General features: G+C 67.5%; 20 protein-coding genes. 4 read left to right on the plus strand and 16 right to left on the minus strand.

Going from position 1 to position 26642, the window contains the following annotated elements; translation table 11 throughout:
* From addA to ILT42_RS11780, 11 genes are all read right to left on the minus strand, one after another.
* A partial coding sequence (addA, locus tag ILT42_RS11730) for a double-strand break repair helicase AddA (protein ID WP_204215794.1) occupies window positions 1-2506 on the minus strand: 2506 nt, incomplete at its 3' end.
* The gene (gene addB, locus ILT42_RS11735; RefSeq protein ID WP_204215795.1) at window positions 2506-5664 is read right to left on the minus strand and encodes a double-strand break repair protein AddB; all 3159 of its coding nucleotides are present in this window, start codon (window positions 5662-5664) and stop codon (window positions 2506-2508) included. The genes addB and addA, both read right to left, overlap by 1 nt.
* A gap of 11 nt (window positions 5665-5675) precedes the next feature.
* Window positions 5676-6410, minus strand: a complete 735-nt coding sequence (locus tag ILT42_RS11740; RefSeq protein WP_204215796.1) for a nucleotidyltransferase family protein — start codon at window positions 6408-6410, stop codon at window positions 5676-5678.
* Between the two features lie 8 nt (window positions 6411-6418).
* Window positions 6419-8029 (minus strand): tRNA (adenosine(37)-N6)-threonylcarbamoyltransferase complex ATPase subunit type 1 TsaE, encoded by a 1611-nt coding sequence (gene tsaE / locus ILT42_RS11745; RefSeq protein ID WP_204215797.1) that lies wholly within the window; start codon window positions 8027-8029, stop codon window positions 6419-6421.
* Between the two features lie 11 nt (window positions 8030-8040).
* Window positions 8041-10608, minus strand: a complete 2568-nt coding sequence (locus ILT42_RS11750; protein WP_204215798.1) for an ATP-binding protein — start codon at window positions 10606-10608, stop codon at window positions 8041-8043.
* A gap of 366 nt (window positions 10609-10974) precedes the next feature.
* Window positions 10975-12405, minus strand: coding sequence for an adenosylhomocysteinase (gene ahcY, locus ILT42_RS11755; protein WP_204215799.1), 1431 nt, complete (start codon window positions 12403-12405; stop codon window positions 10975-10977).
* A 963-nt stretch (window positions 12406-13368) separates the two neighbouring features.
* Window positions 13369-13686, minus strand: coding sequence for an HPr family phosphocarrier protein (locus ILT42_RS11760; protein ID WP_204215800.1), 318 nt, complete (start codon window positions 13684-13686; stop codon window positions 13369-13371).
* Window positions 13687-13692: 6 nt separating this feature from the next.
* Window positions 13693-14094 carry a PTS sugar transporter subunit IIA gene (locus tag ILT42_RS11765; protein WP_229428610.1) on the minus strand — a complete coding sequence of 134 codons (402 nt, stop codon included), beginning with the start codon at window positions 14092-14094 and terminating at the stop codon, window positions 13693-13695.
* 88 nt (window positions 14095-14182) lie between these two features.
* On the minus strand, window positions 14183-14638 hold the full coding sequence (locus ILT42_RS11770; RefSeq protein ID WP_204215802.1) for an HPr kinase/phosphorylase: 456 nt from the start codon (window positions 14636-14638) through the stop codon (window positions 14183-14185).
* Window positions 14631-16418: a stimulus-sensing domain-containing protein gene (locus ILT42_RS11775; RefSeq protein ID WP_204215803.1), complete on the minus strand. Its 1788-nt coding sequence runs from the start codon at window positions 16416-16418 to the stop codon at window positions 14631-14633. Before ILT42_RS11775 ends, ILT42_RS11770 begins: the two co-directional genes overlap by 8 nt.
* A gap of 81 nt (window positions 16419-16499) precedes the next feature.
* The gene (locus ILT42_RS11780) at window positions 16500-17198 is read right to left on the minus strand and encodes a response regulator transcription factor (protein ID WP_204215804.1); all 699 of its coding nucleotides are present in this window, start codon (window positions 17196-17198) and stop codon (window positions 16500-16502) included.
* 209 nt (window positions 17199-17407) lie between these two features.
* Here ILT42_RS11780 and ILT42_RS11785 point away from each other — a divergent pair, with 209 nt between their 5' ends.
* From ILT42_RS11785 to ILT42_RS11795, 3 genes are all read left to right on the plus strand, one after another.
* Window positions 17408-18142 carry a HugZ family pyridoxamine 5'-phosphate oxidase gene (locus ILT42_RS11785; protein WP_204215805.1) on the plus strand — a complete coding sequence of 245 codons (735 nt, stop codon included), beginning with the start codon at window positions 17408-17410 and terminating at the stop codon, window positions 18140-18142.
* Between the two features lie 112 nt (window positions 18143-18254).
* Entirely contained in the window at window positions 18255-19865 is a 1611-nt protein-coding gene (locus tag ILT42_RS11790; protein WP_204215806.1) for a phosphoenolpyruvate carboxykinase, read from the plus strand.
* 70 nt (window positions 19866-19935) lie between these two features.
* Window positions 19936-21024: an NAD(P)/FAD-dependent oxidoreductase gene (locus ILT42_RS11795; RefSeq protein ID WP_204215807.1), complete on the plus strand. Its 1089-nt coding sequence runs from the start codon at window positions 19936-19938 to the stop codon at window positions 21022-21024.
* Window positions 21025-21028: 4 nt separating this feature from the next.
* On the opposite strand, the gene ILT42_RS11800 is transcribed toward ILT42_RS11795, so the two are convergent.
* The gene (locus ILT42_RS11800) at window positions 21029-22435 is read right to left on the minus strand and encodes a sodium:proton antiporter (protein ID WP_204215808.1); all 1407 of its coding nucleotides are present in this window, start codon (window positions 22433-22435) and stop codon (window positions 21029-21031) included.
* A gap of 169 nt (window positions 22436-22604) precedes the next feature.
* Here ILT42_RS11800 and ILT42_RS11805 point away from each other — a divergent pair, with 169 nt between their 5' ends.
* Window positions 22605-23393, plus strand: coding sequence for a class II glutamine amidotransferase (locus ILT42_RS11805; RefSeq protein WP_204215809.1), 789 nt, complete (start codon window positions 22605-22607; stop codon window positions 23391-23393).
* Here ILT42_RS11805 and ILT42_RS11810 read toward each other — a convergent pair.
* The 4 genes from ILT42_RS11810 to ILT42_RS11825 form a co-directional block, all read right to left on the minus strand.
* Window positions 23390-24364, minus strand: coding sequence for an alpha/beta hydrolase (locus ILT42_RS11810; RefSeq protein ID WP_204215810.1), 975 nt, complete (start codon window positions 24362-24364; stop codon window positions 23390-23392). The genes ILT42_RS11805 and ILT42_RS11810 overlap by 4 nt on opposite strands.
* Before the next feature lies 1 nt (window position 24365).
* Window positions 24366-25352, minus strand: a complete 987-nt coding sequence (locus ILT42_RS11815) for a Bug family tripartite tricarboxylate transporter substrate binding protein (RefSeq protein WP_204215811.1) — start codon at window positions 25350-25352, stop codon at window positions 24366-24368.
* A 208-nt stretch (window positions 25353-25560) separates the two neighbouring features.
* A complete protein-coding gene (locus ILT42_RS11820) occupies window positions 25561-25806 on the minus strand; it encodes a PsiF family protein (protein ID WP_204215812.1) in 246 nt (81 codons plus the stop codon).
* An 85-nt stretch (window positions 25807-25891) separates the two neighbouring features.
* Window positions 25892-26617 (minus strand): glutathione S-transferase, encoded by a 726-nt coding sequence (locus ILT42_RS11825; protein WP_204215813.1) that lies wholly within the window; start codon window positions 26615-26617, stop codon window positions 25892-25894.
* Window positions 26618-26642: the final 25 nt, after the last annotated feature.

Raw genomic sequence — 26642 nt, forward strand, 5'->3', positions numbered from 1 at the left:
CCTCGTGCGTGACGGCGCAATCGTGCTTGGCGCCGGGGGACCAGACCGGCAGGCGGTCCGGCCCGTCGTTCAGGAGCAGGAGCGGGGAGTCCGGCCCTTTCACGTCGCAGCCGTCGATCAGCACCACGACGGGGGCTTCCAGCCCCTTGGCGCCGTGCACGGTCATCACCCGCACCTCGTCGTTCACCGAATCGAGGTCGCGCTTGATGGTGTGGTCGGCGGATTCGAACCGGTTGAGGAAGAGGGTCAGCGAAGGCGTTTCCGTCAGCTCCGATTGCTGCGCGAAGCACAGAAAAGCGTCGATGGCGTCGCCCGCCTCGCTGCCGAGCCGCGCCACGAGGGCGGCGCGTCCGCCCAAGGGACCGAGCAGGGTGGCATAGAAGCCGAACGGCCCGTAGGCATTGGCCAGGTCGCGCCAGGTGTTGAGGGCATCGCAGGCCAGCCGCGCGCGCTTGTCGCCGCTCATGGCCTGCTCGGTGAGGGCGGCATGCAGCGACTCGCTCTCGCCGCGATAGGCAGCAAACCGGATGAGGTCGTCGTCGTTAAGGCCCACGAGGGGCGATTTCAGCGCCGCCGCCAGCGTGAGGTCGTCCTCCGGCAGCAACGCGGCGCGGCCCGCCGCCACGAGATCGAGCACCGCGATATGCTCGCCGATGTTGAGCCGGTCCGCGCCCGCGACCGGCACGCCCGCTTCCTTCAGCGACCGGATCACCGCCTCGAAGGCGGGGCCGCGCTTGCGCACCAGGACCAGCACGTCGCCGGCCTTCCAGAGGTGGCCGCTCTCGTCGCCCTTGGTGGTCCAGCACCGGATCGCCTGCGCGACGCGGCGCGCGACGGCGACGGGCGGCGCATGCTCCTCCGGCTTGTCGAGGGGCAGCACCCAGGCCTCCGGCTCCTCCTCCTCGGCGGGGGTCTGCGTCGGCCACAATTCCACGAGGCCGGGCGCGTGCGGGCGCGCGCTGGTGTGCACGGTGCCGACGGCCGCGTCGTCGAAGGACAGGCCCTTGAAATGGCTCTCTACCGCGAAGGTCGCGTCCACGGCCTGGAGCACCGCTTCGGCCGAGCGGAACGACATGGTGAGCGACACGTCCTCGAAGAACAGCTCCGCGTCGCGCACCTTGCGCGACCAGCTCCGGCGCGTGGTCTCGAATTCCTGCGGGGCCGCGCCCTGGAAGCCGTAGATCGACTGCTTGGGATCGCCCACCGCAAACAGCGTGCGCACCCGTCCGCCTCCTGCGCCGTGGCCGGTGGTGAAGTCTTCCGTGATCTTGCGCACGATCTCCCATTGCTCGGGATTGGTGTCCTGCGCCTCGTCGATGAGCACGTGGTCGATGCCGCGATCGAGCTTGTAGAGCACCCAGGCGGCATCGCCCCGCGAGAGCAGCGCCAGGGTCTTGTCGATGAGGTCCTGGAAGTCGAGGGCGCCGAGGCGCATCTTGGCGTGCTCGACGCGGCCGTCGATCTCCCGCGCCAGGGTGAAGAGCGCCGCCGTGCGCTCCACCGCGCGGGCGGCCCGGTGCCGGTCCATGAGGCCGGACAGGCGCCTCTGCTCGTCGAGCAGCCGCTCCTTCAGGGCCGGGTCGACCGATTTGGTGACGAGGTGCGTTTCCGCGCGCGGCGTCCCCGCATCCGTCATGAAGATGGACAGATACTGCTCCAACGTCTCGGCCGCGATCTCCGCACTCGCGGCGGCCACGAACGCAGCCCCGCGCTTCTGGTCCGTCGCCTTTCCGGCCATCAAGCTCTGCGCGATGGAGAGCCATTCGACGGGCGCGATGCCGTCATGGATCATCGCGTGCTCGACCGACGCGAGCGTCTCCTCCGGCCCGAGCCCGAGCGTCTTGCGCAGCCGCCGGATGCCCTCATGGAGCCCGCGCTCGTCGCGCAGGAACCGCTTGCAGGCGAGCGCCGCCTTCAGGGCCTTGTCGAGGGCCTCGCCCGCCGCCTCGACGCTCACCGCCGCCAGGGCCAGGCTCAGGGCATCGTCGCCGCCCGTGGCGTCCGCCAGCACGTTCTTGGTGGCCTCCCGCAGCATCTCCTCGGTCTTGCTGTCGTCGAGCACCGCGAAGCGGGCCGGCACGTTGGCCTCGAAGGGCACGAGATGCAGCAGGCGCTCGCAGAAGGCGTGGATCGTGTCGATCTTCAGCCCGCCCGGCGTTTCCACCGCGCGGGCGAAGAGCGTGCGCGCCAGCCGCACTTGCGCGCGGCTCGGGCGCTCCCCCTCGAGCTCCGTCAGCTCCGCCACAAGGCTGTCGTCGTCGAGCGTCACCCAGCGCCCCAGGCGCTCGAAAATGCGGATCGCCATGTTGGCGGCGGCGGCCTTCGTGAAAGTGAGGCACAGGATGCGGCCCGGCGGCGACCCCGCGAGCAGCAGGCGCACCACCCGGTCGGTGAGCACCTTGGTTTTCCCCGCGCCCGCATTGGCCGACACCCAGGCGGAGGCGCGCGGGTTCGCGGCGCGGCGCTGCGCGTCCTTGGTGGTGAGGGGGATGACCAGATCGTCCATCACTCGAACCCTTCGCCGCCGCCGGCACTCGCCAGCGACCATTCCTTGACCCGCGCCAGATGGTCATATTCGGAGAAGCGCCGCGCGTATTTCGGGAAGGGCCGCGAAACATAAGCCTGCTCGCCCGCCGCGTAGCGCGCGATCATGCCCTCGAAACGGCGGCGATGCTCCTCCACGATCTCCGGGACGGAACGCTCCTCGTCCTTGCCGGGCTTGATCTCGCGCGGCTTGAGCGGCTCGCGCCCGCCCGTGGTGTGCACGTAGATGAGGTCCGGCGTGTCCTTCGCGGCGGGTACGTCCTTGAAGGCGCCCTTCATCAGCATCACGGCCTCGAGCGTGAGCTGCGGCGAGAAGCCCGCATAGACCTCGCGCACACCGGGGGGCTGGCCGGTCTTGAAATCGATGATGCTGAAGCCGCCGTCGCGGCGCCGCTCGATCCGGTCGGCGCGGGCGCGAAGCGTGAACACGGTGCCGTCGGCGAGCGGAATCGCGAGCTTGCCGGAGCGCTCCGCGTAGATTTCTCCGAGGGTGGGACGGCGCTGCTCTTCCCACACCATGAAGGCGGCGGCGAGCCGCTCGAAGCGCGGCCACCACTCGGCGTAAAGCTCAGGGTAGGCATCGCGCAAGGGGTCGAACCGCTTCGCGCCCTCCGTCAGCAGATCCTGCAGCGCATGCGCGGGCAGGGCCTTCGGATAGCGCATCCCGAAATCGCCCAGCACCTCGTGGATGATCGTGCCGCGCTCCGCCGCGCTCGGCGCGACCGCGATGGGATCGAGGGCGTCGAGTTTCAGGATATGGCGCGCGAAGATCGAATAGGGATCGCGCACCAGGGTCTCGATCTCCGTGACGCTCAAGGAGCGCGGGAACAGCGCCGGATCGGGCTTGGGGCGGGGACGCGGCAGGGGCGGCGCGGGGGCGGGCGTGTCGAGGGCGCGGGCGAGGCGGCGGAACCGTTCGCCCGCGCGCGTCATCTCTCCCCAAACATCCTTGCCGGTGAAGGCCTTTAAACGTTGCAGGAAACGCGAGGGCACCATGGGCGATCCGTCGCGCTTCTGCGCGCGGGTGATCACCACGTCGCGGGTGCCCAGCGCCTGCACGAAATCGTGCGCCGTCTGGCCGATGCGGCGCTCGGGCGGCATCAGGCCGACGCGGGAGCGCATGGGGCGGTTCAGGAACGCGTCCGTGACCGTGCGCGGCGGCCATGTGCCTTCGTCCAGGCCGCCCAGCACCACGCGGTCGACCGTCAGAAGGCGGGCTTCGAGCAGACCGAGGATCTTGAGGCGGCGATGGGTGCCGCGCGGCGTCGGATTGACGGTGCGCTGCCGGGCGAGAGCCGTGAAGAAGGCCGGGTAATCCCCAAACCGGCCCGCGATGGGCTGGCCTTCCTCCTGGCGGATCTCGGAGGTTTCGAGATCGTCGAACAGGGCACTCAACGCTTCCTGGCTCTCGTCGGGCGTCTCGTCCTCATCGTCGGGAAGCGCGGTGAGATAGTCGAACGCCTTGCGGTGCTCGGAGGTCAGCGACATCAGGTCGAGCGCGCCTTCGCCATGAGCGTCGGGCGTGAAGGCCTGGAAGGTCACGGCCAGGCGTTGGAGCGCTTCGTCGGCCAGGTCCCAATCGGCCTCCGTCAGGCGCTTGACGGGGCGCGGCGTGCGAAAATCCGCGTCCGCGCGGCGCAGGGCGAGCGTCGTGCGGATTCCCTCCAGACCCGGCGCCGGCATGGGACCGCGCAGCACGCCGATCTCCAGCACGCTCGCGGCGTGCTCGACGGTTTCGCGCGCCCAGCCGAGGCGAACGAGAGGATGGGCGAGCAGCGCCAGCAGGCGGATCGGCCGCAGATCGTCGGCCGCTGCCTCGGCGACGAGCCGGGCCAGCCGTCCGGCGGAGGTCTCCGAGAGCGGGATCCCGGCGGAATCGTCGACATGCACGCCCCACCGGCCGAGTTCCGCGGCCACGCGGGTGGCGAGCGACCGGTCGGGGGTGACGAGCGCGGCGGTCTTGTGGGGATCGTTCAAGGTTTCGCGCAGAGCGATGGCGATGCTGAGCGCCTCCTCGCGCTCGTCCGCCGCTTCCACGAGACTTATTCCGTCAGAGCCCAGGCGGCTCATGGCGAGTCGATCCTGCGTCGGAATCGCCGCCCAGAGGTCCGTGGTGTCGGCGGGGCGCAGGGCCTCGGAGAGCAAGTGGTTGCGCGCGCGCGCCGTCTCGGGAACGGCGCCGAGGATCGTCACCTCGGAGCGCGGGACGCGCAGGTATTCGTCGAGCAGGCGGCGCAAGGACGCCTGCGGGTGCGAGTGCACGGGATCGGCCTCGTCATCCCCGTGGCCCCCGATGGTCTCCCAGCTTGCTTCGTCGAGATCCGTGTCAAGGCCGGGGAGCACCACGGCCCCGCGCGGCAGGCGCGCGATGGCGGCCATCAATCGGGCGGTGGCCGGAATGGAGCCCGTGGAGCCTGCCACGATCATCGGACGCTCGGGCCGGTCGCGGGTGAGGCGATGGGCTTCCGCTTCCAGGAGCGCGCCACGCCGCCGCGCCGGATCGCTCGTCTGGCGCTCGTCCAGGATGCTCGGCCAGTTCTCGCTGGCGATGGCCACGAAGCGGCGCGTGATCTCGAAATAGGTCGAGTAATCCGCATCCACGGCCAGATCGAGGGCATGCCAGTCGATGCCTTCGGTCGTGAAGGCGTCCATCAGGGTTTCGAGATCGCCCGCGAGGTTCACCGCATCGGCCGGCGAGGCCGGCACCATGAACGGCGCATCGGGGCCGATCCGCAGGAGGGCGCGGTCCACCTCCACCGACCAGCGCTGCACCAGCCGTGTGAGGATGAGGCGGCGCTCGAGCGGTGGGATCGGCGGCTTGAGGGACGAGGCCTCCGCGAGCGGCGTGCCTTCGAGCCCCGTCAGTTCGAACTCGGCCTCATCGGTCTCGCCCAACGGCACGATGCGGGGCAGGAGCTGCGCTCGCCCCGAGCCGCGCTCCGCGATGAGCGCCACCAGGGCGCGGGCGGCGCGGCGATTGGGAACGTAGAGGGTGACGTCGGAGAGCGCAGCCGGATCGTCCGGCAGAGGGCCGGTCAGGGTGCCGTCGAGCAGCGCGTCCACCAGGGCTGGCAGGAAGGCACAACCCGGCGGGATCGAGAAGACACGCGCGCTCTGCAACACAACTCACCTCACCGCATGCGGGCGGCCAAGCATTCCTCCGCCTCGGCAATGGCCCGGGGCTCGCCAACATGCAGCCACTGCCCATCGAGGCGCAAGCCGTGGAGTCGGCCGCTTGCGATGGCGCGGTTGTAGAAAACGTTCGCCGAAAAGGCCCCGTCGGGGGTGTCGGAGACCATTTCGGGCTTCACGATCGCCACCCCGGCATAGACGAAATCCACGTCCTCGTCGGGCTCCCGGCGGCGCAGTTTTCCCACCGGATCCATGCTGAAATCGCCCCGTCCGTCATACCCGATGCTGGTGTGGCGCGGGGCCACCAACATGAGGATATCCATGGCGTTGGGGTCCCACGCCTCGACCAGCCGGACGAGATTCGGGCGCTCGCCTTCGACCCAGATGGAATCGGAGTTGAAGGTGATGAACGGATCGGGTCCGAGGAGCCCCAGGGCCTTCTTGACGCCGCCGCCCGTCTCCAGCACCTCGGACCGCTCATCCGACACCACTATGTGCGGCATTTTGCGTGTGCGTAAATGCGCCTCGAGCATGTCGGCGAAGTGATGGACGTTCACCACCACGGTTTCGATGCCGGCTTCGGCGAGGCGGTCGAGGGCGAAATCGACCAGGGTGCGACCGCCCACCTTCACGAGAGGCTTGGGCATCGCGGCCGTGATGGGCATCATCCGCTTGCCGAGGCCTGCGGCGAGAACGATGGCGGTTTTGGGGGGACGCGACAGGGTGTGCGGCACGGACGGGCTCAGGGTGCGGGGGGATCGTGGGGGGACGCATCCTGGGCGGGTGGATCCTGGGCCGGGACGAGGCGCGGCAGGTAGGACTCGTACCAGCCGCGCAGGCGGCCCAGGAACGGATGGGCGAGGTTGCGGGCCAGGTAGGTCTCGATCCGGGGCAGGTGCTTGAGGTAATGCGGCTTGCCGTCCCGCCGGTCGAGGCGCGCGAAGATGCCGAGGATCTTCGTGGCGCGCTGCGCGCCCATGATGGCGTAGGAGCGCGCGAAGCCCGCCACGTCGAAGCCGGGATCGGCGGCGCGCCGGTCGCGGGCGTAGAGGCCGATGAGCTTCAGTTCGAGGTCGGCCGGAACCGTCACGCGGGCATCCTGCAGGAGCGAGGCCACGTCGTAGGAGGCCGGGCCCAAGACCGCGTCCTGGAAATCGATGAGGCCGACCCGCTGCAGGCCCTCGCGCTCCGGCAGCCAGATCAGGTTCGGCGAGTGGTAGTCGCGCAGGGTCCAGGTGACGGGCCCGTTGACGACCTCGGACAAAACCTCGCTCCAGATATTCACGAACTCGGCCCGCGCCGAGCCTGAGAGCTGCGTGCCGACGATATGGGGCACGTACCAATCCGCCAGAAGCTCCACCTCGATGAGCAGGGCTTCGAGATCGTAGGGCGGCAGGGCGTGGTCGACGCCGTCCGCCACGGGGAGCACGTGGGGCAGGTTCCGGCCGTGAAGCCGCGCGAGCACGCGGGTGGCCTCCGCGTAACGATCCGGGATCGGCCCATTCGCGTCCACGACGGGTTCCGCGCCGAGATCCTCCAGGATCAGGAGGCCGGTCTCCAAGTCCTCGCCATAGATGTGCGGGGCCGAGAAGCCCAGCGCCCGCAGGCCCTTGTCCACGGCCACGAAGGCATGAACCGTCTCGGCGAGCTTCGCGATGGTGGTGTAGGGCTTTCCGCGCCGCACGGGCGGGCCCATCGGGCGCGGCGGCGAGATCATCAGGAGCGCAGTCTCGCCGTTGCGCTTCACGAGACGCTCATAGGAGCGGATCACGGAGGCATCGCCCGACATGGGGGTGCGGACGGACTCCACCCAGCCGCTGCGCTCCACGATGGTCTGGAACGCCTTGAGCCGCAGCAGTCGTCCCTCGAAGGCGCCCGAACCGGTGAGCGAGGCCACGCGGGCCTCCGCCCCGCTTCCCGGAACGAGGTCGAGGCGGATGTCGAGCCATTCGGCCTTGAGGTCGTCGCCCGCACGCTCGGGCCATTCCACGAGGGAGACGGCGTCTTCCGTCAGCTCGTCCCAGCCCAGCTCCACGAGTTCGCCGCCGCCGCCGAGGCGGTAGAAATCCGCGTGCACGACGGGGCCGCGCAGGCCGTCATAGGTCTGGACGATCGTAAAGGTAGGGCTCGGCACCTCCATGTCGGGGTCGCCCGTGAGCGCACGGATCAGGGCCCGGGCCAGCGTGGTCTTGCCGGCCCCGAGGTCGCCCGACAGGGTCACGAGATCGCCGGGGCGCAGCTCCTCGGCCACGATGCGGGCGAGCCGATCGGTCGCCGCGAGGTCGCGCAGGGGCAGCATCCACTGGGGCTGGAGGAACTCGTCCGCGTGCATAGAGGCCAATCCATTCGCCATTGCCGTCATCCTCACTCGGCGGCCAGGGGTGGTACAGCATTCTGCGACGCGGGGCCATCGCCGGGGGACTCGACCGTGTCCGACGGGAACGTGCAGGTCACCACGGTGCCCTCTCCGGGCGCCGAGGTGAGCTCGATGCGGCCGCCGTGCAACTCCACGAAGGAGCGCACGATGGCGAGGCCGAGGCCGACGCCGCGATGGCGGGTACCCAGGGTATGGCTCTCGAAACGGTCGAAGATCTTAGCCTTGACGTCGGGCGGGATGCCCCGGCCGCGATCCTTGACCTCGAACACCACCTCGCCCCCCGCCTTGCGAGCCGCCACCGTGATGGTCTGGCCCGGCGACGAGAAGCCGACCGCGTTGGAGAGCAGGTTGAACAGGATCTGGCGCACGCGCTTCCCGTCGGCCGTGAAGGACCCGATATTGTCCGGCGTGTCGATCTCCACCGTGAGAGAGGCTTCCGCCAGCCGGTCCTCGAGGCCGCGCATGGCCGCATCGATGGTGGAGCGGATATCGACCCGCTCCGGCGCCAGCTCCAGGGAACCGGTGTCGATGGAGGCGAGATCGAGAATGTCGTTGAGGATCGCCAGCAGCGCGCCCGACGAGCGCATGATGTGCTCGGCGTATTCCTGCTGGCGCGGGTTGAGCGGACCCATGGTCTCGTCGCCGAGCAATTGCGCGAAGCCGATCACGTTGGTGAGCGGAGAGCGCAGCTCGTAGGAGACGTGATGCACGAAGTCGTCGCGCAGGCGCGAGGCCTTTTCCAGCGCCTCGTTGCGTTCGGTGAGGGCCCGCTCCACGTTCACGCCCGCCGTCACGTCGATGAAGGTGAGCAGCGTCGCGCCGTCGGGCAGGGGTTGCGCCATGCAATCGACCGTCGCGCCGTCGCGGCGATCCATGCGGCAGCTTAGGCCCATGCGCATGTCGGGCAGGCCCGCCACCGCGCCCCGGATGTCGATCCACGGCTCGTCCTGCGGCGCGAGAAGACGGCAGGTGCGGATGATGGCGTCGATATGGGGATGGTCCGCCAGCAGCTCCGCGCCGATGGACCACATCTCCGCGAAGGCGCGGTTGTAGAATTTCAGGCGTCCGTCCGTGCCGAACACCGCGACGCCTTCCTTCAATGTGTCGAGGGTCTCGCTCTGCACGCGGGTCAGGGCCGTGACCTGCGATTCCAGCTTGAAATGCTCGCTCACGTCGTCGAACAGGTAGGTGACGCCGCCCTGCGGGTTGGGGTTGACCAGCACGCGCACGGTGCGGCGGTCGGGTAGGTGCCACCACACCTCGCGCGACTCGACGCTGTGGTAGCCGGACAGGATGTCGGCCTTCCACACGCGAAAATCCGCTTCCTGCGGCAGCTTGCGGGCGGCGTAGAGCTTGTCGAGAACCTCGCTGTCCGTCGGGCGCGACGACAGGAAGGCGGAATCCAGCCCCCAAAGCGTCTGGTAGGCCGCGTTGGTGAACACGAGGTGCTGCGTGCCGTCGAAGATGGCCACCGCGGTGGGAAGCTGATCGAGGGTGCGCACATGCGCGTCCATCTGGCGCTGCAGATCGGTGCGCACGGATTCGAGCTCCGACACGTCGATGGCCAGACCCGCGCTGCCGCCGCCGGTAGGATGCTCCACCACGTCGAGCACCGCGCGACGGCCCGCCATGAAAGCCTTGACGCGGGCGTTGAAGCCGCCGCCCGCGCCGCGCTGGCGCCGCGCCTCGGCGCGGGTCGCCTCGCTCAGAAGGTCGAGGGAGCGGCTCTCGGCCTCCTCCACGCTACCCGCCTCGATGGCGCGCAGATAGGCTTGGTTCGCCCAGACCAGCCGGTCGCTCTCGTCCCGAATCCAGAGCGGATGCGCAATGGTGTCGATCAGGGTCGTCATGGCTCGCAGGTCGGCCTGGGCGGAGGTCAGGTCCGACCGGCTGCGCAGAAGCTCCGAGCGGTCGCCCGTCACGTCGCGCAGGCGCAGGATGGCCCGGGCCCCGATGGTGCGGCCCTCCGCCTCCACGAAGCCGTTGCCTTGCGTGCGCAAGGTCATGCGAAAGCCCTCGCCGCGATCCCTCAAGGTCTCCAGGGCGCGTTCCAGGGCGGGTGCGTCGGCGGGCGCTGCCCAAGTCCCGAAAGCCAGGACGCGCTTGGCGGTGGCGCCTTCGCCCACGACCGTGGGATCGCCCTCGAAGCGGGCCTCTCCGTCGCGCCCGGCCCAGCTCACGAGGAGCTGGCGCTCCGAACCGATGAGCAGGGCGGCCCGGTCCTCGGCGCCGCGCAGCCGCGCCAGTTCGGCGCGCAGCCGGCTCTCGTTGCGGCCGCTGCGGCGACGCTGACGCAGGAACAGGACGGATGTGGTGGTGGTGATCGCCACAAGCCCCATGAACAGCGCCAGCGAGGCGGCATTGTGCGGGCTGAAGGCCTGGAACGCGTCGAGGAGACCCGCGGCTCGCTCGCGCAGACCGAAGGGCAGTCCCTGGGCCAGGGCGGGTTGCGAGGTTCCCGACAGAAGACAGGCGGTCAGAGCGGCCGAAAGAACGCCGCGGGGATAGGGGCCCGCATTCGCTTTCGTCGTCCGCTGTCCTGCCTCCCCGGCCATGCCGCGCCGCCCCTCAAACAATCAGCGACCCGCAAGGGGTCAAAAAGACATCTCCCCGCGCGTCCGCAAGGCCGCGCCGGATGATGTCGTCTACGCATGAACGGAACTCGGTAGCGCTTCAACGAACGCGGCGCCGCCGTACGAATCGATCCACTGTAGACTACGGCGGAGTCCAGCAGAAAGGGGGTTAAAGGGCGCTTAAGCTTCCTTTGGAGAACCTGTGGAAAAAATGCCACCCTGTCTTGATAAAGGGGGAAACCACGCGTCCCGGGCGGCCGATTCGATATCTTTTGAGAGGGCGCGCCAGCAAAAGAAAACCCGGCCGGAGCCGGGTTTCCAAAAAGCCTCGTTCGCCCTCGGGCAGGATCAGTAGCGATAGTGATCCGGCTTGAACGGGCCGGTCTCGGAGACGCCAATATAGGAGGCCTGGTCCGGGCGCAGCTTGGTGAGCTTCACGCCGATCTTCTCGAGGTGCAGCGAAGCCACCTTCTCGTCGAGATGCTTGGGCAGCGTGTAGACCTGCTTCTCGTACTTGCCGGCGTTGGTCCAGAGCTCGATCTGGGCCAGCGTCTGGTTGGTGAAGGAGGCCGACATCACGAAGGACGGGTGGCCCATGGCGTTGCCCAGGTTCACGAGGCGGCCTTCCGACAGCAGGATGATGCGGTGGCCGTCCGCGAAGGTGATCTCGTCCACCTGCGGCTTGATGTTGTTCCACTTGAGGTTCTTGAGGCCCGCGACCTGGATCTCGTTGTCGAAGTGGCCGATGTTGCAGACGATCGCCCGGTCCTTCATGGCGCGCATGTGGTCGAGGGTGATCACGTCCTTGTTGCCCGTGGCGGTCACGAAGATGTCGGCGCGGGTGACCGCGTCTTCCATCGTGGTGACCTCGTAGCCTTCCATGGCGGCCTGGAGGGCGCAGATCGGATCGACTTCCGACACCAGCACGCGGCAGCCGGCCTGACGGAGCGAAGCCGCCGAGCCCTTGCCCACGTCGCCGAAGCCCGCCACCATGGCGACCTTGCCGGCCATCATGACGTCCGTGCCGCGGCGGATGCCGTCCACGAGCGACTCGCGGCAGCCGTAGAGGTTGTCGAACTTCGACTTGGTCACCGAGTCGTTCACGTTGATGGCCGGGAACAGCAGCTTGCCTTCCTTGGCCATGATGTAGAGGCGGTGCACGCCCGTGGTGGTCTCTTCCGACACGCCCTTGATGGACTTGGCCACCTCGGCGAACCAGCCCTTCGGCTTCTCCTTGAGGAGACGCTTGATCAGTGCGAAGAGAACTTCCTCTTCCTCGGCGCCCGGCTTGTCGAGGAACGCCACGTCGCCCTGCTCGGCGCGCAGGCCGAGATGGACCAGCATGGTGGCGTCGCCGCCGTCGTCCAGGATCATGTTGGGAACGCCGCCGCCATGCCAGTCGAACAGCTTGGCGGTGTAGTCCCAGTATTCCTCCAGGGTCTCGCCCTTATAGGCGAAGACCGGGATGCCGGCGGCCGCAATCGCCGCGGCGGCATGGTCCTGGGTCGAGTAGATGTTGCACGAGACCCAGCGGATGTCGGCGCCGAGAGCCTTCAGGGTCTCGATCAGCACCGCCGTCTGGATCGTCATGTGGAGCGAGCCGGCGATGCGGGCGCCCTTGAGCGGCTGCTTCGGGCCGTATTCCTCGCGCACCGCCATGAGGCCGGGCATCTCGGTCTCGGCGATGGAGATTTCCTTGCGGCCGAATTCGGCGAGGCCGATGTCCTTGACGATGTAGTCGTGCGCGTCGTTGGCGCTCTTCAGGGCAGCTTGGCTCATGATGTCTCTCGTATCGGTTGGGGTGTGCCGTCGCATGGCCGGGGGCTCAAGGCCCATGACGCCACGGCCCGTCCATGCATTGGCGGCCTCTCTACCAGAGACCGGCGCCGGAGGCAATCAACATATAAAGATGTCTTTATATGATTTTCGTGAAAGAAATTATAACTTTATTGCAATGATCATTCTCGTTCTTTTCATGGCCTCCGAACCCCGACCACTCATAGCCGCCGCATGCACCCACCGTCGATCCCGTTCCGAGGTATTCCTCACTCACTGAACCACTTATTTCAGTCCACGAAAGTGTTGTCTTGGAAATCACGCTCAGGGGCAGATCTGACTTTTGGCATTCGGCTTCGCTATAGCAATCACTGCTATTCTCGAGCGCTGAAAGGCGAGGAGGTTCGGTACGAAAATGACTTTGTCGTTGAACCCGGACCACCCAAAAGGATCTTCTGTCCGAAGCGGCACGGCCAAACCTATTTGCTGACGCAAATGATCGATGGCTTATTTCTGAAGCCGACGACCCGCGTTTCTTTCACGATCGAAAACAATTGGACCATTTTTCACCTCTATTCTCCTGAGGAAAGCTTGGGTGCTGACCGCTACTGTGCCTTTTTCAGATTGCGGCGATCCGGCAGGCTGTCAGGGCTAGGGCAGTTGCCTGTAGAGATGTATGTCGAAAGCGCTTACGCGCGGACAAGCCCCGTCAAGGTCTTGCGTCACCTGCCTTTTGGACGTGCGGTCGAAGAGGCGGCCTTAGGTTGATGAGAGCCGACAAAAAGCTTGGGGCGGCTTTGGGCCGCCCCATAATCCTCGACACTCCAAGCCCGAAGGCCCACAGCCATAAGCAAGTGACCGGGAATGTCCCGATGGCGCAACACTATTGGCCCTTAGGTCTCAGTCGATCTGCGTTGCTTCGATAAGAAATAAGATATCGCTCTTGGATGTCAAGCGAGCAGCAGGCTATTCGTCCTCGCCGAAGCGATTGGACACCAGGTCGTCGATGGCCTGGAGGCAGGCGTCCGCGTCCGGGCCCTTGGCCGTGACCGTGATGGACGTCCCCTGGGCGGCGCCGAGGGTCAGCAAGCCCATGATGGAGCGGCCGCCCACCGTCTCGCCGCAGCGAGTCACGGTCACGTCGGACTCGAAACGGTCGACGGTTTGGACGAACTTGGCCGAGGCGCGGGCATGGAGGCCCCGCCGGTTGACGATCGCGAGTTCGCGGACAAGGGCGCCCGCCGGGACCGGGGCGGGTGGGCAGTCCGAATCGACGGGCGGCATGAACGCTTACTTTCCGGACAGGACGCGGGACGCGATGTTGATGTATTTCCGGCCCGCTTCCTGGGCGTGAAAGACGGCATCGCCCAGGGTTTGTTCGTCGCGCACGCTCGCCAGCTTGATGAGCATGGGCAGGTTGATGCCGGCCACGACCTCGACGGTGCCGCCGTTCATGCAGGAGAGGGCGAGGTTCGAGGGCGTGCCGCCGAACATGTCGGTCAGGACCACGACCCCGTGTCCGTCGTTGACGCGGCAGACGGCGGCCATGATGTCCTTGCGCCGCGTCTCCATGTCGTCGTCGGGGCCGATCGTAATCGTTTCGAGCTGCTCCTGGGGTCCCACCACATGCTCAAGCGCGGCCTTGAACTCCGTCGCGAGCTGCCCGTGGGTGACGAGCACCATGCCAATCATAATTTTCTGGTCCAAACGCCCCGGGGAGCGGAGCCGCTATTTTGTGCACCGCGAAGCCAAGCGCAAGAGCATTGAGAGGAAAAGTTCATCACAGTGTCACGACAGGGAGGTCATCCTCCCCGGTCAAAGCTCCCAGAACGATATCGGCCAACGGTGCCCCGGTTCGGGCCCGAAGGCGAGGGAGCACGACGCCGCACAGGGTCACGAACCTGTCATCGCCCTCCGGGTAACGCTCCGGCTCCCCGGCCGAGAGATCGACCACGAGCCGGAGAACCGCCGACGGTTCAAAGGCTTGATGCACGATCCCCACGCCCCGGACCTCCAGGTGCCCGGCGATGTCCGGCACCGGCCGCGCGATCAGCCGTCCGTGCCGGGCTTCGAGCCGAGTGCGGTCGTCGCTCACCAGAACGGCGAACAAATTCATCTTGCAGGCGTGCAAAAGGAGTTCCCGCGCCAAACTCGATTTGCCCGCGCCGGACGCCCCCCGGATGAGGATTCCGGCCTCGCCGACGGTCACGCACCCCGCATGGACGGTCTCAGGCATTCCGCTCGCCGGCGGGCAGGCGGATGACGAAGCGGGCGCCGAGGCGGGTCGGCGCGCCGTCCTCGTCCGGAGGCCCCGGCCGGTTCTCGGCCCGGATCGTGCCGCGGTGCGCCTCGATGATCTGCCGGGAGATCGACAGACCGAGGCCCGAATTCTGCCCGAAGCCCTGGTCGGGCCGGTCGGTGTAGAAACGCTCGAAGATCCGGTCGAGGGCGTCGGGGTCGATGCCGGGTCCCTCGTCCTCCACGACCGCCTCGATCTCCTGCCGCCGCCGCCGCAGGGTCACGGTCACGTGACCGTCCGGGGGCGAGAAGGAGCGGGCGTTGTCGATCAGGTTGTTGAACACCTGGCCCAGGCGGCTGTCGTGGCCGAGCGTGAAGAACGCGGCGCGACCCGCGTTCTGGCGCTCGATCGCCAGCCGGATCACGGGTTCACCCTCTCGCCGCCGTTCGTTGGCGACCGCGACCACCGCCTCCAGGAGACGTGCCATGTCCACGGGTTCTGCGTCGGCGCGGGCGAGCTCCGCATCGAGGCGCGAGGCATCGGAGATGTCGCTGATGAGACGGTCGAGGCGCTTCACGTCGTGCTGGATGATCGACATGAGGCGTCCCCGCGATTCGTCGCTGCGGGCGAGGGGCAGGGTCTCCACGGCGCTGCGCAGGGACGTGAGGGGATTCTTGAGCTCGTGCGCCACGTCGGCCGCGAAGCTCTCGATGGCGTCGATGCGGTTGTAGAGCGCCCGGGTCATATCCCGGAGCGCCCCGGACAGGTGGCCGATCTCGTCCGAACGCCGGGTGAAATCCGGGATTTCCTGGCGGGACTTGGTGCCCCAGCGGACGCGCTCGGCCGCCTCGGCGAGGCGGCGCACCGGCCCCGCGATGGCGCCGGCGAGCAGCAGGGACAGGACCGTCATCACGAAGGCCGCGATCAGGAAGACCTGCAGCAGGGCGATGCGCTCGGACGCGATGATGGAATCGATGTCGCCCCCTTGCGTGGACAGGAGCAGCACCCCTTGGGTGGCCTGGAAGCGCTGGATCGGCACCGCCACGGACACGATGGTCTCGCCGCGCTGGTTGATGCGCACCTCGTTGGCGCGCTGCCCGCCCATGGCCTGTTTCACCTCCGCGAGCGAATTGCCGTTCACGGGGCCGATCTCCTCCGGCACCGGGCGGCGCTTGCGGCGGAACAGGTTGCGCAGGGTGTTCCAGCTCCGCTCCAGGAAGCTCACATCCTCTTCCGTCACCACCGGCGGCAGGTCGAGGCGCAGGATATCGCCACGGGAATAGAGGGCCCGGGAATCCATCAGAAGGGCGCCGTCCCGGTCATAGATGCGGGCGCGGGTGCCCGTGGGCGTCACGAGCTGGCGCAGGAGCGGCGCCACCCGCTCCGGGTTGATGGAGAATTCCAGCCCCGACGGGGTCTCGTCTCCGAGATTCTCGGTCTGGCCCGCCTGCATCTGCAGGAGTTTGTCCGGATCGATGGTGATGGTGTTGGTGTTGACGGTGGCCGAGGACGCGATGGCGCCCGCGATGATCTCGCCCTGGATCAAGAGGCTCTGAACCCGCGCCTCGATCAGGCCCTCGCGGAACTGGTTGAGGTACAGGAAGCCCACCAGCAGGGTCACGAGGCCCGCGAGGTTGAGCACCACGATGCGCCGCGTCAGGCTCGACGAGGCGCGCTGCGCCAGCATCCGGCCGAAGGACCGCAGGCGGGCGAGGAAGCCCTGAGGCGCGGCCGGCTCGTCGCCCGCGGCCTCGATCTGGACAGGGTCAGCCTTCATGCCGTTCCGGTGGCGCTCCTGGCTCCGTCAAGGGGCGTTCAGCCCCCTGAGGGGGCTTTGGCCGCCTTGCGGGCGAATGCGTCACGCTTCCTTGAACCGGTAGCCGACGCCGTAGAGGGTCTCGATCATCTCGAAGTTCTGGTCAACCACCTTGAACTTCTTGCGCAGGCGCTTGATGTGGCTGTCGATGGTGCGGTCGTCCACGTAGACCTGATCATCATAGGCCGCGTCCATGAGGGCGTTGCGGCTCTTCACGACCCCGGGCCGGGTGGCGAGCGCCTGGAGGATCAGGAATTCCGTGACCGTGAGCGTCACGGGCTCGCCCTTCCAGGTGCAGGCATGGCGTTCCGGGTCCATGACGAGCTGGCCGCGTTCCAGGGCCTTGGCGTCGGCCTCCCGGGGAACGGTTTGGTCCTTGGGAGCGAAGCGGCGCAGCACCGCCTTCACGCGCTCGACCAGGAGGCGCTGGGAGAAGGGTTTACGGATGAAGTCGTCGGCGCCCATCTTGAGGCCGAACAACTCGTCGATCTCCTCGTCCTTCGAGGTCAGGAAGATCACGGGCAGGTCGGACTTCTGGCGCAGGCGGCGCAGGAGTTCCATGCCGTCCATGCGGGGCATCTTGATGTCGAAGATCGCAAGGTCGGGCGGCGCGTGCTTCAGACCGTCGAGGGCCGAGGCCCCGTCCGTGTAGGTCTGGATCCGGTAGCCTTCCGCCTCCAGGGCGATGGACACGGAGGTCAGGATGTTGCGGTCGTCATCGACGAGAGCAATCGTCGGCATGAACTCTTCCTTCTACAACAGGCCGTCACGCCCGGCTTCCGAGGAAGCTCGGGCGTTCACACCCATGCGCCCAACTGCGCCTTTCTCGTGGCATAAGTAAGGTCCGCCCCCAGCCGGTTCCAGGGGAGGCCGCTTCCGATTAGGATTTTAGGGCTAGTCAGGGTCGACACGGGGCCGATTCGCCGGATGTTTGCGGGGAGGACGACGCCATGGCCAACGCAACCGACACCCAAGAGCCCTTCGACGGGAGGCTCTTGGCCAAGCGGCTTCTGCGCGAGGTGCGGGCGGGCGCGCTCGGCACCCTGGATCCGGCGGGGTATCCTTTCACGACCCTGGTGACGGTAGCCACCGACAGCGACGGCTCGCCCCTGATCCTGACGTCCCGTCTCTCGGCCCATACGGCTAATCTCGACCGGGACGCGCGGGTGTCGCTGCTCCTGGCGGCCTCCGGGCGGGGCGATCCCCTGGCCCATCCGCGCCTGACCGTTCTCGGGCGGGCCACCCGCACGGCGATGCCCCGGGTGCGGGCGCGCTTCCTGGCCCGGCACCCGAAAGCCAAGCTCTACGTGGATTTTCCGGATTTCTCCTTCTGGAGGATCGACATCGCCTCGGGCCACCTCAACGGCGGCTTCGCCCGGGCGGCCACGCTCGCGGCGCAGGACCTGCGCACGGACCTGTCCGGAGCCGAGAGCCTGCTGGAGGCCGAGGCCGGCGCGGTGGCCCACATGAACGAGGATCACGGCGAGGCCCTGAATCTCTACGCCGTCAAGCTCGCGGGGCTCGAACCCGGGCCCTGGCACGCCACCGGCCTCGACCCGGAGGGCCTCGACCTGGCGCTGGGGGACCGGCAGGCCAGGATTTCGTTCCCGGAGCGGATCACCGATCCGGGCGGGTTACGCCGGATTCTCAAGGAATTGGCGGATGCGTCTAGGAAAATGGAATGAAATGGAACGGTCTCGGTTGACGGGGCCGGCCCGTGTCTTAAACATCGCCTCATGTCATCCCGGCGGTCCGGCCTTCGAGCCCGACAGAACACCGCCCCCAGGAGGAAATTGAGTGGACACCATCGGCGTCTTCAACAGCGCGCAGGGCGCTGAGACTTTCGGCTTCCGCAATCTCAAGCGGGTCTACTGGAACCTCGAGGCGCCCGCCCTCTACGAGGAATCCCTCAAGCGCGGCGAGACCCGCCTCGTGAAGGGCGGCGCGCTCCTGGCCGAGACGGGCGTTCACACGGGCCGCTCGCCCAAGGACAAGTTCGTGGTGCGCGACGACGCCACCGAGAGCACCGTCTGGTGGGACAACAACGGCGCCATCACGCCGGGCCATTTCGAGACCCTCCTGGCCGACTTCCTGGCCCACGCGGAGGGCAAGGAGCTCTTCGCCCAGGACCTCTACGGCGGCGCCGATCCGGCCCACCGGGTCCGGGCGCGGGTGTTCACCGAATACGCCTGGCATTCGCTGTTCATCCGCAACCTGCTCATCCGTCCCGACATGAGCGAACTGGCGGCCTACGCGCCCGACCTCACCATCGTGGACCTGCCGTCCTTCAAGGCCGATCCGGCCCGCCACGGCTGCCGCACCGAAACGGTGATCGCCGTCGACTTCACCCGCAAGATCGTGCTCATCGGCGGTACGTCCTATGCGGGCGAGATGAAGAAGTCCGTCTTCACCTATCTCAACTACACCCTGCCGGCCGCGAAGGTCATGCCGATGCACTGCTCGGCCAATGTGGGCCATGGCGGTGACGTGGCGGTGTTCTTCGGCCTGTCCGGCACCGGCAAGACCACCCTGTCGGCGGATCCCAACCGCATCCTGCTCGGCGACGACGAGCATGGCTGGGCCCCCAAGGGCGTGTTCAACTTCGAGGGCGGCTGCTACGCCAAGACGATCCGCCTGTCCCGCGAGGCCGAGCCCGAGATCTTCGCCACCACGGAACGCTTTGGAACGGTGCTGGAGAACGTCTCGGTCGACCCCGTGACCCGCGTGCCGGATTTCGACGATGCCTCGCGCACGGAGAACACGCGCTGCGCCTATCCGCTCGACTTCATCCCCAACGCGAGCGAGACGGGCCGGGCGGGCATTCCGAAGAACATCGTGATGCTCACCTGCGACGCCTTCGGGGTGCTGCCGCCCATCGCCAAGCTCACCCCGGCGGAAGCCATGTACCACTTCCTGTCGGGCTATACCGCCAAGGTGGCCGGCACCGAGAAGGGCGTGAAGGACCCGGAGGCCACGTTCTCGACCTGCTTCGGAGCGCCCTTCATGCCGCGCCATCCCTCCGAGTACGGCAACCTCCTGCGCGACCTCATCGCGAAGCATTCGGTGGATTGCTGGCTCGTCAACACGGGCTGGACCGGCGGCAAGTACGGCGTCGGGCGGCGCATGCCGATCCGTGTCACCCGCCGGCTGCTGACGGCGGCGCTGGACGGCTCCCTGTCCCGGGCGGATTTCCGGCGCGATCCCTATTTCGGATTTGCGGTGCCCACATCGGTGCCCGGCGTCGAGCCGCACATCTTGTATCCGGTCAAGACCTGGCAGGATAAGGCGGCCTTCGCCCAGACGGCCAAGCGTCTCGTGGACATGTTCAACGAGAACTTCAAGCGCTTCGAGGGCCACGTGGACGAGGACGTGCGCAACGCCGCACCCCAGATGTCCATCGCGGCCTGAGAGGCGTGTAGCTCAGACTAAATGCACGGCGATCCCTTGAGGATCGCCGTTTTTCTTATGAGGGCCACGCATGGACGTTCTCGTGATCGGAGCCGGTGTCGTCGGTCTCGCCATCGCGCGGGCGCTGGCCCTGCGCGGGCATGCGGTCATCGTCGCTGAAGCGACCGGCGGCATCGGCAACGGCGTCTCGTCGCGCAACAGCGAGGTCATCCATGGCGGGATGTACTATCCGGCCGATTCCCTGCGCGCCCGCCACTGCGTGAACGGGCGTCGGATGCTCTACGATTTCTGCGCGAGCCACGGCGTGCCGCACCGCCGCTGCGGCAAGCTCATCGTGGCGACGAACGATCTTGAGCAGGCCAAGATCGAAGGCATCTACGAGCAGGGGATCGCCAACGGCGTCGAGGGCCTGCGGTTTCTCACCGGTGAGGAGGCGCGCGCGCTCGAGCCGCACCTCGCCTGCACTGGGGCGGTGCTGTCGCCGGAGACCGGCATCATCGACAGCCATGCCTTCATGCTGGCCCTGCAGGGGGATCTCGAGGACGCGGGCGGCGTCGTGGCGTTGCGGGCGCCGGTGGAGCGTATCGGGCGCTCCGGCGCGGGCTGGGAGGCTCATGTGGGCGGCGCGGACCCCGCGATCCTGCCGGTCGACGCGGTGGTGAACGCCGCCAGCCTCGGCGCGCAGGGCCTCGCCCGGGCGACCGAGGGCTATCCGGCGGAGCGCGTGCCGAAGCTCGTGCTCGCCAAGGGCAACTATTTCGGATGCGCCGTCAGGCCGGTCTTCTCGCACCTGATCTATCCGGCCCCCGTCGATGGGGGACTGGGCACCCACGTCACCCTGGATCTGAGCGGCCGCATGCGGTTCGGGCCCGACGTGGAATGGATCGAACGGGAGGTTTACGAGGTCGATCCGAAACGGGCCGAGAGCTTCTACGCCTCGATCCGGCGCTACTGGCCGGGCCTGCCGGACGGCGCCTTGGTGCCGGACTATTCCGGCATCCGGCCCAAGCTGACCGGCCCCGGCGAGAAGGCCGCCGACTTCCTCATCGACGGACCGGCGGAGCACGGATTGCCGGGCCTCGTCCACCTGTTCGGGATCGAGAGCCCCGGCCTCACCTCGTCCCTGTCCCTGGCCGAGGACGTGGCGGAGCGCCTGTGATTCCTCACCCCCTGAAGAAGAGGACGGTCATGACCAGGAACAGCGGCACCAGGATCGCGCCCGACCACAGGAGGTAGCCGAAGAAGCTCGGCATCCGGACGCCGCCCTGGCGCGCGATGGCGTAGACCATGAAATTGGGCGCGTTGCCGATATAGGAGTTCGCCCCCATGAACACCGCGCCCGCCGAGACGGCCGCCAGCGTCATGGCGCCCGCATTCATCAGCACCTGCGGATTGCCGCCCGCCAACTCGAAGAACACCAGATAAGTGGGAGCGTTGTCGAGGAACGACGACAGGCCGCCGGTGAGCCAGAAATAGGCGGCGTTGTTGGCGCCCCCGTCCGGGTTCGTCACGAGGGCAACGAGAGGCGCGAAGACGCCGGCCGAGCCCGCCTTCAGCATGGCGAGCACCGGGATGATGGTGATGAAGATGCCCGCGAAGAGCTTGGCGACCTCCACGATGGGCCCCCAGTTGAAGCCGTTGGCCTCCCGGTCGGCCTTGGGCGTCAGGACGAGGGACGCCACCGTCACGGCCACCATGACGATGTCGCGCAGCACGTTGCCGCCCTCGATCTCGACGCCGAACACCGTGAAGCGGATGATGTCGAGCCGCGCGCTCATGAGGATGGCGCCAATGATCACCGCGATGAGCAGGAAGTTGATCCCGCCCTTGATCGTCACGCGGCTGTCCGGCGTCGGATCCGGCTTGATGCGGCCCTCCCGCCGGTAGAGCCAGGTGTCGAGGGCGAAGAACAGGGCGAGCAGCACCGCCGTGGCGAACAGGGTCTCGGGGAAGAGATGCGTGGTGGTCCAGAAGAAGTCGACCCCCCGCAGGAACCCCAGAAAGAGAGGCGGGTCGCCCAAGGGTGTGAGCGACCCGCCGATGTTGGACACCAGGAAGATGAAGAACACGACCACGTGGGCGTTGTGCCGCCGGTCGTCGTTGGCGCGCAGCACGGGACGGATCATCACCATGGAGGCGCCCGTGGTGCCGATGACGCTGGCGAGCGCCGTGCCGATCGCGAGCAGCACCGTGTTGGCGACCGGCGCGCCATGGATGTTGCCCTTGATCAGGATGCCGCCCGCCACCGTGAAGAGCGCCAGCAGCAGCACGATGAAGGGAATGTATTCGAGCAGCAGGGTATGCACGAGGGCTTGGCCCGCCGTCGCCGAGCCCGCCGTCAGGGCCAGCGGGACCAGGACGAGGAGAGCCCAGAGGGCTGCGATCTTGCCCTGGTGATGCTCCCAGGCATGGGGCGCGATGAGGGGCCCGAGGGCGATGGACAGGAGCATGCCCACGAAGGGGATCGCCCAGGCGAGGCCAAGCGTCCGGCCGTCGAGGTCTGCCGCAAAGGCCGCTTCCGGCATCAAGGCCAGGGCGGCGGCAAGGCTGATCGTCAACGCACGCAACATGAATGGATCCCCCGCCCGGTTTTTCGGCTTTTTCCTGTCCGGCAAGCCGTTGTAGGGGACAGGCCCGATTGTCGCAACGGGCTCTCCGTTAACCGGCTGTTCACCCTGTTGGAAACAATGTTAAGAACCTTCATCTGAGAGCGCCGAACGCGTCTGGGGCCTGAACACCATGTGCCGCTTCCTTGCCTACCGGGGTGAACCGACCTTCCTGTCCGATCTCGTCTGCGCCCCGGCGCATTCCCTGGTCCACCAGTCGCTTCACGCGGCGGAGGCCAAGACCGAGACCAATGGGGACGGCTTCGGCATCGGCTGGTACGGCGAGCGGCCGGAGCCCGGCCTCTACCGGGAGGTGCGCCCGGCCTGGTCGGACGAGAACCTGAGAAGCCTGTGCGAGCAGGTGCGCTCGCCCCTGTTCTTCGCCCATGTGCGGGCCTCCACGGGCACCTCCACCACGCGGGCCAACTGCCATCCCTTCGCCCATGGGGGGCATCTGTTCATGCATAACGGCCAGATCGGCGGCTATGCCCGCATCAAGCGGCGGCTCGAGGCCCTGATCCCGGACGACCTCTACGACCGGCGCCTCGGCACCACGGATTCGGAGGCGATCTTCCTCGTGGCCCTCGCCCACGGCCTGACGGACGAGCCCGTGCAGGCCATGGCCCGCACCCTCAAGCGGATCCGGGGCCTGATGACGGAGGCCCGCATCGAAGAACCCTTGCGCTTCACCGCCGCCTTCACGAACGGCGAGAGTCTCTGGGCCTATCGCTGGGCCTGCGACGGCCACCCCCCGACCCTCTATTTCCGCGAGGCTGACGGCAATCTCCTGGTGGTGTCCGAACCCATCGACGACAAGGGCCGCGGCTGGCGCGAGGTGCCCAAGGGCTGCAGCCTCGTGGCCCATGCGGGCAGCGTGAGCGTGCAATGCCTCAACGAGGCGATGGGGAAGCTGGCGGCTTAAAGTCCGGCCGTCCGCCGCAGCCAATCCGCTCCGTCCCGGATCGCCCGCGCGGCCTGTTCCACGTGGCCGACGGCGCGCAGGAAGCCGTGGGTGACGCCCGGATAGACTTCCACTTCCGTGGCGACGCCCTGAGCGCGGGCTTTGTCGGCCAGCGCAAGGTTCTCGTCGTGCAGCACGTCGAGCTCGGCCACCTGCAGGCGCAAGGGCGGCAGGCCTGTCAGGCTGGTCAGCAGGGGCGCCGCGAGAGGGTTTGCATAATCCTCCGGCGAAGCCAGGTAGTGCCGCCAGAAGAATTCCATCTTCCAGGTTTGGGGCGAGAGCGTGCTGGTGCCGTAGGCCCGGTACGAGCCTGTGTCGAAACTCGGCGCGAAGGCGCCGTAGTTCAGGAGCGCTCCCCTGACGGTGGGCTCGTTCCGGTCGCGCAGGGCGAGCGCTGCCGCCAGCGCCAGGTTGGCCCCGGCGGAATCGCCCGCGACGAGGATCCGGCCCGGGTCGATGCCGTGAGCTGGGGCATCCGCATGGAGCCGCCGGATCACCGCGACGCAATCCTCGAGCGGGCCCGGGAAGGGCGTTTCCGGCGCCATGGCATAGTCGGGCACGATTACTGTGAAGCCCGAAGCCGCGGCCAGCTCCCGGGCGACCCGGTCGTGGGTGAAGATGCTGTTCCACACCCAGCCGCCGCCGTGGAAATAGACGAGGCAGGGCCGTGGGCCTGGCCCCGGTTTATGGCGGCGCATCAGCATGAAGCGGCCCCGGATCGGCACCCAGACCTCGTCCGTGGCGAACATCTCGGGCCCGCCCTCGGCGAACGGGCGCTGCGTCCGCTCGATCACGTCGCGCGCCTCGTCGATGGGAAGCCGGAACGGGTCCCCGAACCCGGCCGCCGCCCGTGCGCTGGAGGCCAGATACGCCTTCATCTCGGGGTCGAGGCGGCTCTCGGGCACCGCCTCGGCTGCGGTGCTGGCGCTCATCTCAGTCCAGCTTGATGCCGAGCGTGTTGATGACGGCGCCCCACTTGTCGCTTTCCGCCTTCACCAGGGCGGAGAGCTCGGCGGGCGTGGTCGGCTGCACGGTGTTGCCGATCTTGGCCATGGCCTCGATGAATTGCGGCGATTGCGCCGCCTTGTGCACGGCCGCGTTCAGCCGGTCGATGATCGGCTGCGGCGTCCCTTGCGGGGCGAAGAGCGCGAGCCAGCTGTCGGCCAGCACGCCGGGATAGCCCGCCTCCGCGAAGGTGGGCACGTCCGGCAGGAGCTTCGAGCGTTCCTGGCTCATGATGCCGATCACTTTGAGGTCGCCGTTGTTGTGAAGCGGCGTCGCGTTGGCGACCGATTCCACATACGTGTCGAGATTGCCGCTGAGGATGTCGTTCATGGCGGGCGCCGCGCCCTTGTAGGGCACGTCCGCCATCTTGATCTTGAGCTCGGCATTCATCAGCTCGCCCACGATATGGGTGATGCTGCCCCGGCCGAGCGTCCCGTAGAACACCTCGCCGGGCTTCTGGCCCACATGGGTGACGAAATCCCCGATGGTCTTCGCCGGAAAGGTCTTCTTGACCGCGAACACGAACGGCACCCGGCCCACGAGGGAGATCGGCGCGAAATCCTCGTAGCGATAGGTGATCTTGGCGAAGAGATGCGGGTTGGTCACGAAGGTGGTGGCCGCCGTGAAGAGGAGGGTATAGCCGTCCTTGTCGGCCCGTCGCACGAAATCGGCGCCCAGCATGGTGCTGGCGCCCGCCCTGTTCTCGATGACGAAGGCCTGGCCCAGCTCCTTCTCGAGCTGCACGCCCAGGAGGCGCGCCACCACGTCCCCGGCGCCGCCGGGCGCGTAGGGCACCACGACCGTCACGGGGCGCTGCGGGTAGGCCTGCGCGAAGGCCGCCGTCGAGAGCGCGAGGGCGCCGATGCCGATGGCCGCGAGCCAAGCCGCGGCCGACCCGATGAAGGTTCGTCTCATGTTTCCTCCGGTCTCGTGGATGCGGCTTCAGCCGTCTCGATCACGGAAGATACTACTCAGTATGTCAAGCGCCGTCCAGTTGGCGAAAAGGCGCAAGAGCGACCCATCTGCCTTTGCCACGCGGCAGCAATCTTGAATAGAACAGGGGGACGACCGACTCCAGATTAAGATACTATCGAGTAGGTCGGACCCTGTCTTGGCTCGGCCCTCAGGTGCCGACCGAGTCCTTGACACACTTGTTGGTGAAGCTGGTCTTGGCCGCGCCGCTGAGCTTCTTGTCGGCGGCCTGGGTGTCGCAGGACGCCTTCATGTCGCGCTCGCATTTGGTCATGAAGCTCGTCTTGGCGGCTCCGTAGATTTTCTTCTCGGTGGCCTGGGCGTTGCAACTCGCCTCGGCCGCCATCGCGCCCCCGGCGCATAGGATCATCACGGATGCAACAGCTAGCGTTCTCATGGCGGATCTCCCGGTGAAGGTTCCGTAACGTCAGGTAACGCGCCCGTGATTGCTGGCAAGGCCTCGCTCCAGCGGTTCATCCATCCTAGCCGTCGAGCTCCGGATAATGCCGGAAGATGCCCTCCTGGTTGAAGGGGATGCGCCGGTCGCTCGCCAGATAGGCCGCGATGCGGGGACGGCGGGCCACCGCCTCGTGCAGGGCCGCCACATGGGGCGTCTTGGCGAGAGCCCGTTTGGTGGCCTTGGGGAACGCGTAGGTAAGGCCGTCCACCAGCTGGAACAGGGACAGGTCCGCATAGGTGACGGCGCGGCCGACGAGATGCGTCTTGGAGGAGGTGTTGCGCTCCAGGACCGTCTCGAACCAGCTTAAGTATTTCGGGATGCGGCTTTTGCGGAAATCCTCGGACCGGCGCGCCGCCTCGGCCTTCTGGTCCTCGTAGTAGAGGCCCACGCCCACCGGATGGTGCGTGTCGTGCGCCTCGGCCACGATGTCGGCGATCGTGAGCTGGATCTGATGCGTCCAGATCCGCCCGGCCTCGTCCTCCGGCGCCAGATTCAGGCGCGGCCCGAGATAGAGAAGGATCGCGGCCGTCTGGGCCACGACCACGTCGCCGTCCTTCAGAAAAGGCGGCGCGAAGGGCGGGTGCCTCAGATTCTTGTCCCCCATGAAGCCCATCATGGTCTCCATGCCGGCCTCGTCGTCAGGCTCGCGGGCGATGTCGACATAATCCGCGCCCGCCTCTTCCAGGGCGAGGCGCACGAACTCGCCGCGGCCTTGGATCATCGGCCAGTAATAGAGTTCATAGGGCATGGAGTTCTCCTGGTGCCGGGGGAAA

The organism is Microvirga pudoricolor (genome assembly GCF_016892705.1).
Lineage (GTDB): Bacteria > Pseudomonadota > Alphaproteobacteria > Rhizobiales > Beijerinckiaceae > Microvirga > Microvirga pudoricolor.